3 protein-coding genes are annotated in these 7087 nt (G+C 68.5%); all 3 read left to right on the forward strand.

The window, feature by feature from the left end:
* Window positions 1-178: 178 nt before the first annotated feature.
* The gene (locus ABZ348_RS33565) at window positions 179-1729 is read left to right on the forward strand and encodes an AMP-binding protein (RefSeq protein ID WP_358939615.1); all 1551 of its coding nucleotides are present in this window, start codon (window positions 179-181) and stop codon (window positions 1727-1729) included.
* A gap of 7 nt (window positions 1730-1736) precedes the next feature.
* Window positions 1737-3314 carry a long-chain fatty acid--CoA ligase gene (locus tag ABZ348_RS33570; RefSeq protein ID WP_358939617.1) on the forward strand — a complete coding sequence of 526 codons (1578 nt, stop codon included), beginning with the start codon at window positions 1737-1739 and terminating at the stop codon, window positions 3312-3314.
* 324 nt (window positions 3315-3638) lie between these two features.
* The coding region (locus tag ABZ348_RS33575; protein WP_358939619.1) for an acyltransferase domain-containing protein at window positions 3639-7087 on the forward strand (3449 nt) is incomplete at its 3' end.

Raw genomic sequence — 7087 nt, forward strand, 5'->3', positions numbered from 1 at the left:
TGCGGAACTCGGACTGGCTGAGGGGATTATCCCACAGCGGCATATCGCTTCAATGGCGCGACCTGTGACACTCTGATATCCCCATGGATCCGTCGGGGAATAAGAACTCCTGACGCATCTCTGTTTCGTGTTGTATGCTCCCCGGAAATCTCCGGTACTAGCGCAAAAGGAGTTCTGCGTGTCGTCGAACGAAACGTATGTCAGTAAGATCCTCAAGGTGATCTCCGCAGAACCGGAAAAGACGGTCCTGTCATGGCATGACAAGTCCCTGACCGCGGCGGAGTTATCCGCCCTGGTCCGGTCCGCCGCGCACGCCCTGCGCCAGCACGTCGACCGGAACGGGAGGGCCACCGACACCGTGGTCGCCGTCCTCACGGTCACCAACACCGCCCCGACGCTGATCCTGCGGTACGCCGCCAATCTGATCGGGGCCACGGTGGTCCACCTGCACACCACCAACGCGGTCGACCCCGGGGACCATTTGGTCGAGGATGCCAAAATCAAGATCCTCCAGGAGACCGGCGCGACACACCTGGCCGTGGACGCAGAGAACCTTGAGGCCGCCCGTGGGCTGCGCGACCGGCTGCCAACTCCCCTCGACCTCATCGGTCTCGGTGATCTCGGCCCCGATGTCCTCGACCTGACCACCGCGGACGCGGAATCATTCGATCCGGCCGATGTCGAGATCAGGCTCGACCATCCCGCGGTGGTGACCTACACCAGCGGTACGACCGGCAAGCCGAAGGGCATCGCCGTCGACTTCCAGACCCGAAACGGCTTCATCTCCGCCGGCTTGCAGATGGGCTGGCGGTCCGTCTATCTGGCCACCCTCCCGATGAGCCATTCCAGCGGTGCCACGACCGACGACTCGCTCGCGTCCGGCGGCTCGGTGTTCCTGCGGGACGGCTTCGATCCGGGTGACGTGCTGCGCGCACTGAACCAGCACCGGATCACCAGGCTGCTGGTGTCACCTCCCCAGCTGTACATGCTCCTGGACCACCCCGACGTGGGCTCGACCGACCTGTCCAGTCTCCAGATGCTCACCTACGTGGGTTCTCCTGCATCCCCTGAGCGACTGGCCGACGCGGTCAAGGTCTTCGGCGACGTACTCATCCAGGTGTACGCCACCAGCGAGGCCGGCTTCGTCAGCATGCTCTCACCGGCCGAGCACCGCGACCCTCGTCTGCGGACCACGGTCGGACGGCCGATGCCCGGTTGGGTCCAGATCCGCGACCAGGACGACCACCGCGATCTGCCGGCCGGGGAAATCGGCGAGATCTGCGTACGGTCGGCATTCACGATGAGCGAGTACGTGGCAGAGCCCGAACTCACCGCCCGGACCGTTCGGGACGGCTGGATCCACACCGGTGACCTCGGCTTCGTCGACGGTGAAGGCTACCTGCACATCCGCGGCCGGATCGGCGAGGTGATGAAGACCAACGGCATCAAGATCCACCCCGTGACGGTCGAGAACGCCTTCCTGGCCCACCCCGACGTCGTGCAGGCCAGTGTCTTCTGCGTACGGGACGCGGACCGGATCGAGCATATGCACGCCGCCGTGGTGCTGCGCGAGGGAAGCACCGCCACCGCCGCCGATCTGGCGGACCACATCCGCACGACCATCTCCCCGAAACACATCCCGGCCCAGATCGGCATCCGTACCGCACTGCCCCTGACCGGTGCCGGCAAACCGGACAAGGCACAGCTGGCCGCGGAAGCGAACGTGTGAGATCCCCATGCCCCTCTCCGTGGCTGCCGTACTCGCGGAGTCCGCACTGCGGCGGCCGGAACACCCGGCGATCGTGTTCGACACACGGAAGATCACCTATCGCGAACTGTGGGACGGGGCGCGGCGCTACGCGGCCGTGCTGCGCGACCGGGGCATCGGCCCGGGCGACAAGGTGGCGCTGCTGCTCCCCAACACACCACACTTCCCACTGTCCTACTTCGGTGTGCTCGCGCTCGGAGCGACCGCGGTTCCCATCCACGCCCTCCTCCGGGCGGACGAGATCTCGTACGTCCTCAAGGACTCCGGGGCCGCGGCACTGATCTGCGCCGCCTCGCTGCTGGACGAGGGCGGCAAAGCCGCTGAGGCAGCCGGAACGCCCGTGCTCACCGTCATGGTGGAAGGGAAGCACAACGCTCCGCGCCTGGACGCACTCGCCGCGGGGAGCGCGCCCGTCGACCGCCACGTGCCGTGTGATCCCGGTGACATCGCGGTGATCCTCTACACCTCCGGCACCACCGGCCAACCCAAGGGCGCGCTGCTCACCCATCTCAACGTGGTGATGAACGTCGACACCACCATGCTCTCCCCGTTCGACTTCACTGCGGACGACGTCCTGCTCGGGTGCCTGCCGCTGTTTCACACGTTCGGCCAGATCTGCGGAATGAACACCTGCTTCCGGGCGGGTGCGACCCTGGTCCTGATGCCCAGGTTCGACGGGCCACGGGCACTCGACCTCATGGTGCGGGAGAACTGCACGCTCTTCATGGGCGTTCCGACGATGTACGTGGCGCTCCTCGCCGCAGCCCGGGCCGATCCCCGCCGCCCGGCACTCGACCGAGCGTTCTCCGGTGGCTCCGCGCTGTCCGTGACACTGCTCGACGCATTCCGGGAGACGTACGGCTGCCCGGTCTACGAGGGGTACGGGCTGACCGAGACGTCTCCCGTGGTGGCGTACAACCAGAAGGCGTGGCCGCTCAAGCCGGGAACCGTGGGCAGACCGATCTGGGGCGTCGAAGTCGAGATCGCCAGAGCGGACGTTGCGGACCGGGTCGAGTTGTTGCCCAACGGCGAACTGGGCGAGGTCGTCATCCGGGGGCACAACGTCATGGCCGGCTATCTGAACCGGCCGGAGGCGACAGCCGAGGCGATCGTGGACGGCTGGTTCCGCTCGGGCGACCTCGGCGTGAAGGACGACGAAGGCTATCTGTCCATCGTCGACCGCAAGAAGGACATGGTGCTGCGCGCCGGGTACAACGTCTACCCGCGTGAGGTGGAGGACGTACTGGCGCGACATCCGGCGATCGCCCAGGTCGCCGTCGTCGGACTGCCGCACCCCGTCCACGGCGAGGAGGTGTGCGCGGTGGTGATGGCGCGTTCCGGTGCGGTTCCGGGCCCGGCGCTGGGTGCCGAGATCGTGGCCTGGAGCCGGGAGCGGATGGCCGCGTACAAGTATCCGCGCCTGGTGGAGTTCGTCGATGCCTATCCGCTCGGCCCCAGCGGCAAGGTGCTCAAGCGCGAGCTGGTCGCCCAGTTGAGCGGCACGGCGGAAGCACAGTCGGGTGGCGGCCCACCGCGCCCGCGGTGAGCCCCGTACCCGACGCCCGGTCAACTCCGCGAACCCCTCCGCCCCACAACGGTGATGGCGCCGATCGGCTTACGCGGTGCGGGGGCGGCATCACCCCCGCACCGCGTAAGCACGGCCCTCGCAACGGTGCCCGGGTCCGTGTCGCGGCTTGCGCTATCGGGCTGCTATGCCGCTCGGGAAAGATCTGAACCGCAGGTCCGGTGGCGGCAAGCGCCGGGCATGACGAGAAGCGCCCCGGCCGGTGGGCGACCCGCGGAGGCGGGCGTACCGCGCAGGTCCGGTGACTGATGGTCCTGCTCGCCGTGAAGGAGTACCAGAGACACGATGGCGCACTCAACCGGTACGGGATCACCCCTGCTGTGGACGTTGGCCGGTAGTGGCAGGGACTCCCTGGCAGCCAGAGCCCGCGCCCTGCGTGCACACCTCGCCGGTCGTGACGACTGGAGACCGGAGGACGTTGCACTCACCCTCGCCCGTGACGCCTCCGCCGGGAGCCGACGGGCTGCGCTGGTGGCCGAGGGCCGTGACGGATTCCTGGAGCGGTTGGACGCGCTCGCCGACGGCAGAGGGATGCCCGGGCTGGTGGAGGGTGCGGCAGCGCGGTCACATCCGCGGGTCGCCTTCGTCTTCCCCGGGCAGGGAGCGCAGTGGCCCCGGATGGCGGTGGACCTGCTGGACGCGTCCCCGGTGTTCCGGCGGCAGATGGACGAGTGCGCCCAGGCGCTGCGGCCGTTCATCGACTGGTCGTTGGAGGATGCGCTCCGTGACCCGGCAGCCGTGGGCGGGCCGGGAGCGGACCGGGCCGACGTGGTGCAACCGGTGCTGTTCGCGGTGACGGTGTCGCTGGCCGCACTGTGGCGCTCCCACGGGGTGGAACCCGACGCGGTGCTCGGGCACAGCGTCGGTGAGGTCACGGCCGCCGCCGTCTCGGGCGCACTGTCCCTGGAGGACTCCGCGCGGGTGGTGGCCCTGTGGAGCCAGGCCCAGGCGACCCTGGCCGGCCGGGGGGACATGATCTCCGTCATGGCCTCCGTCCGTGAGGTGGAGCCACATCTGCAACGCTGGGGCGGCCGTCTCGTCGTCGCCGCACTGAACGGTCCCAAGTCCGTGATCGTCTCGGGTGATTCCGACGCCGCGGCACACCTGCTCACCGAACTGGCCGCGGCCGGACTGCACGCACGGAAGATCGCGGTGGGCCTGGCCGCCCACTCCTCCCACATCGACGAGATCCTTCCCCGCATGCGAGCGGACCTCGCGCCCATCCAGCCGCTCACAGCACACCTGCCGTACTACTCCGCGCTGACCGGCGAACTGTTGGACGCCCCGGTGTTGGACGCCGACTACTGGTGCCGCAACCTGCGCAGCACGGTCAGCTTCCAGCAGGCGGCCGGGGCCCTGTTGCGGGACGGGTACGGCGTGCTCCTTGAGGTCAGCCCGCACACCGTACTGACCTCGGCACTCGTGGACTGTGTCGAGGAGAGCGGATCGGAAGCAGCGGTCCTCGGAACGCTGCGCCGGGACCAGGGCGGCCCGGGCCGCTTCCTGACCTCGCTCGGGGAACTGTACGTACAGGGTGTGACACCGGACCGGGAAGCGCCGTACGCCGGGCGGGACACCAGCGTGGTGGAACTGCCGCCGTCGGTCCTGGCCGAGCCCGGTCCGGCAGTCGTGACCCGGACCGACGGTGGTGAAGCAAGGGGAGGCGACGGGGTTGCACTGCGCGCAGAGCTGGCCGGGATGGGCGCGCCCGAGCAGTGCGCCGTCCTGTTGCGGTTGGTGGGGCGAGAGATCGCGTCGCTGACCGGGCGGACCGATCCGGTGCCGAAGGACTCGGCCTTCCGCGCCTTGGGATTCGACTCGGTCACCGCGGTGGAACTGCGCAACCGTCTCAGTGCGGTGACGGCGCTGCGGATTCCGGCGACGGTGGTGTTCGACCGCCCGACCCCGGAGGAACTGGCCGAGTACCTCCGTACCGAACTCGTCGGCGACCGAGCCGACGACGATGCGGACACCGTTCTGCCGATGCGGGCCGATGACGACGACCCCGTGGTGATCGTCAGCATGGGATGCCGCTATCCGGGTGGCGTCAACAGCCCGGACGAGCTCTGGGAACTCGTGTCGAGCGGAGTCGACGCGGTCTCGGCGCTTCCCGCGAACCGTGGTTGGGACACCGCTGGACGGTACGACCCCGTGCCGGGCAATCCGGGTCGGTACTACCAGCGCGAGGCAGGATCCCTCGATGGCGCCGGCCTCTTCGACGCGGAGTTCTTCGGCATCTCGCCGCGTGAGGCGCTGGCGATGGATCCGCAGCAGCGGCTGCTGTTGGAAACGACCTGGGAGGTGCTGGAGCGGGCCGGGATCGATCCGTCCACCCTGCGTAAGAGCCGAACCGGGGTCTTCGTCGGGGCGATGACCATGGACTACGGACCCCGTCTCGAACAGGGCGCCGACGCCGGTGGCCACCTGCTGACCGGCAATACGGGAAGTGTCGCCTCGGGCCGCCTCGCCTACACCCTGGGCCTGGAAGGCGCGGCGGTCACCGTGGACACGGCGTGCTCGTCGTCACTGGTGGCACTGCACCTGGCGGTTCGGGCATTGCGTTCGGGCGAGTGCTCCATGGCCCTGGCCGGTGGTGTGACGGTGATGTCCACGGTCGGCATGTTGGTGGAGTTCAGCCAGCAGGGCGGTCTTGCTCCGGACGGTCGGTGCAAAGCCTTTGCGGCGGCGGCCGACGGCTTCGGTTTGGCCGAGGGCGTGGGAATGTTGCTGCTGGAACGTCTGTCGGACGCGCGGCGCCATGGGCATCCGGTGTTGGCGGTGGTGCGTGGGTCGGCCACGAACCAGGATGGTGCGAGCAACGGTCTGACGGCGCCCAGTGGTCCGTCGCAGCAGCGGGTGATCCGGGCGGCGTTGGCGGATGCGGGGCTGACGGCTTCCGATGTGGATGTGGTGGAGGCGCACGGTACGGGTACGACGTTGGGCGATCCGATCGAGGCGCAGGCGCTGTTGGCCACGTATGGCCAAGACCGGCCCGTCGAGCGTCCGGTGTGGATCGGGTCGTTGAAGTCGAACATCGGACACACCCAGGCGGCTGCCGGTGTGGGCGGTGTGATCAAGTCGGTGTTGGCGTTGCGGCACGAGGTGATGCCGAAGACGCTGCACGTGGACGCCCCCTCGCCGAATGTCGACTGGTCGGCGGGCGCAGGACAGTTGTTGACGGAGGCACGGGCGTGGGACGACACGGGTCGTCCGCGACGGGCGGGTGTGTCCTCCTTCGGTATCAGTGGCACGAACGCCCATGTGATCGTGGAGTCGGCGCCGGTTGAGGCATCGGCCGAGACGGTGGATCCTCCGCGGCCCGGTCCCGTGCCGTGGGTGTTGTCGGGTCGTAGTGATGAGGCGTTGCGGGAGCAGGCTGCGCGGCTGTTGGCGCATCTGGGTGCCGGATCTGTTTCGTCGTTGGGCGAGGTGGGTTGTGCTCTGGCTACCACCCGTACGGCTTTTGAGCGGCGGGCGGTGGTGGTGGGGTCTGGTCGTGATGAGTTGTTGGCGGGTGTTGCGGCGCTGTCGCGGGGTGTGGAGTCTCCGTATGTGGTGTGTGGTGGTGGGGTGGTGTCGGGTCGTTCGGTGTTGGTGTTTCCGGGGCAGGGGTCGCAGTGGGTGGGGATGGCGGTGGGGTTGTTGGATGAGTCGGTGGTGTTTGGGTGGTGGATGGGTGAGTGTGAGCGGGTGTTGGGGTCTTTGGTGGGGTGGTCGTTGGTGGGGGTGTTGCG

The sequence above is a fragment of the Streptomyces sp. NPDC005963 genome (genome assembly GCF_040638655.1).
In the GTDB taxonomy this organism is placed as follows: Bacteria; Actinomycetota; Actinomycetes; order Streptomycetales; family Streptomycetaceae; genus Streptomyces.

Coding starts and splice junctions, on each gene's coding strand:
- ABZ348_RS33570 (WP_358939617.1), top strand. CDS start 1,737: ATGCCCCTCTCCGTGGCTGCCGTACTCGCGGAGTCCGCACTGCGGCGG.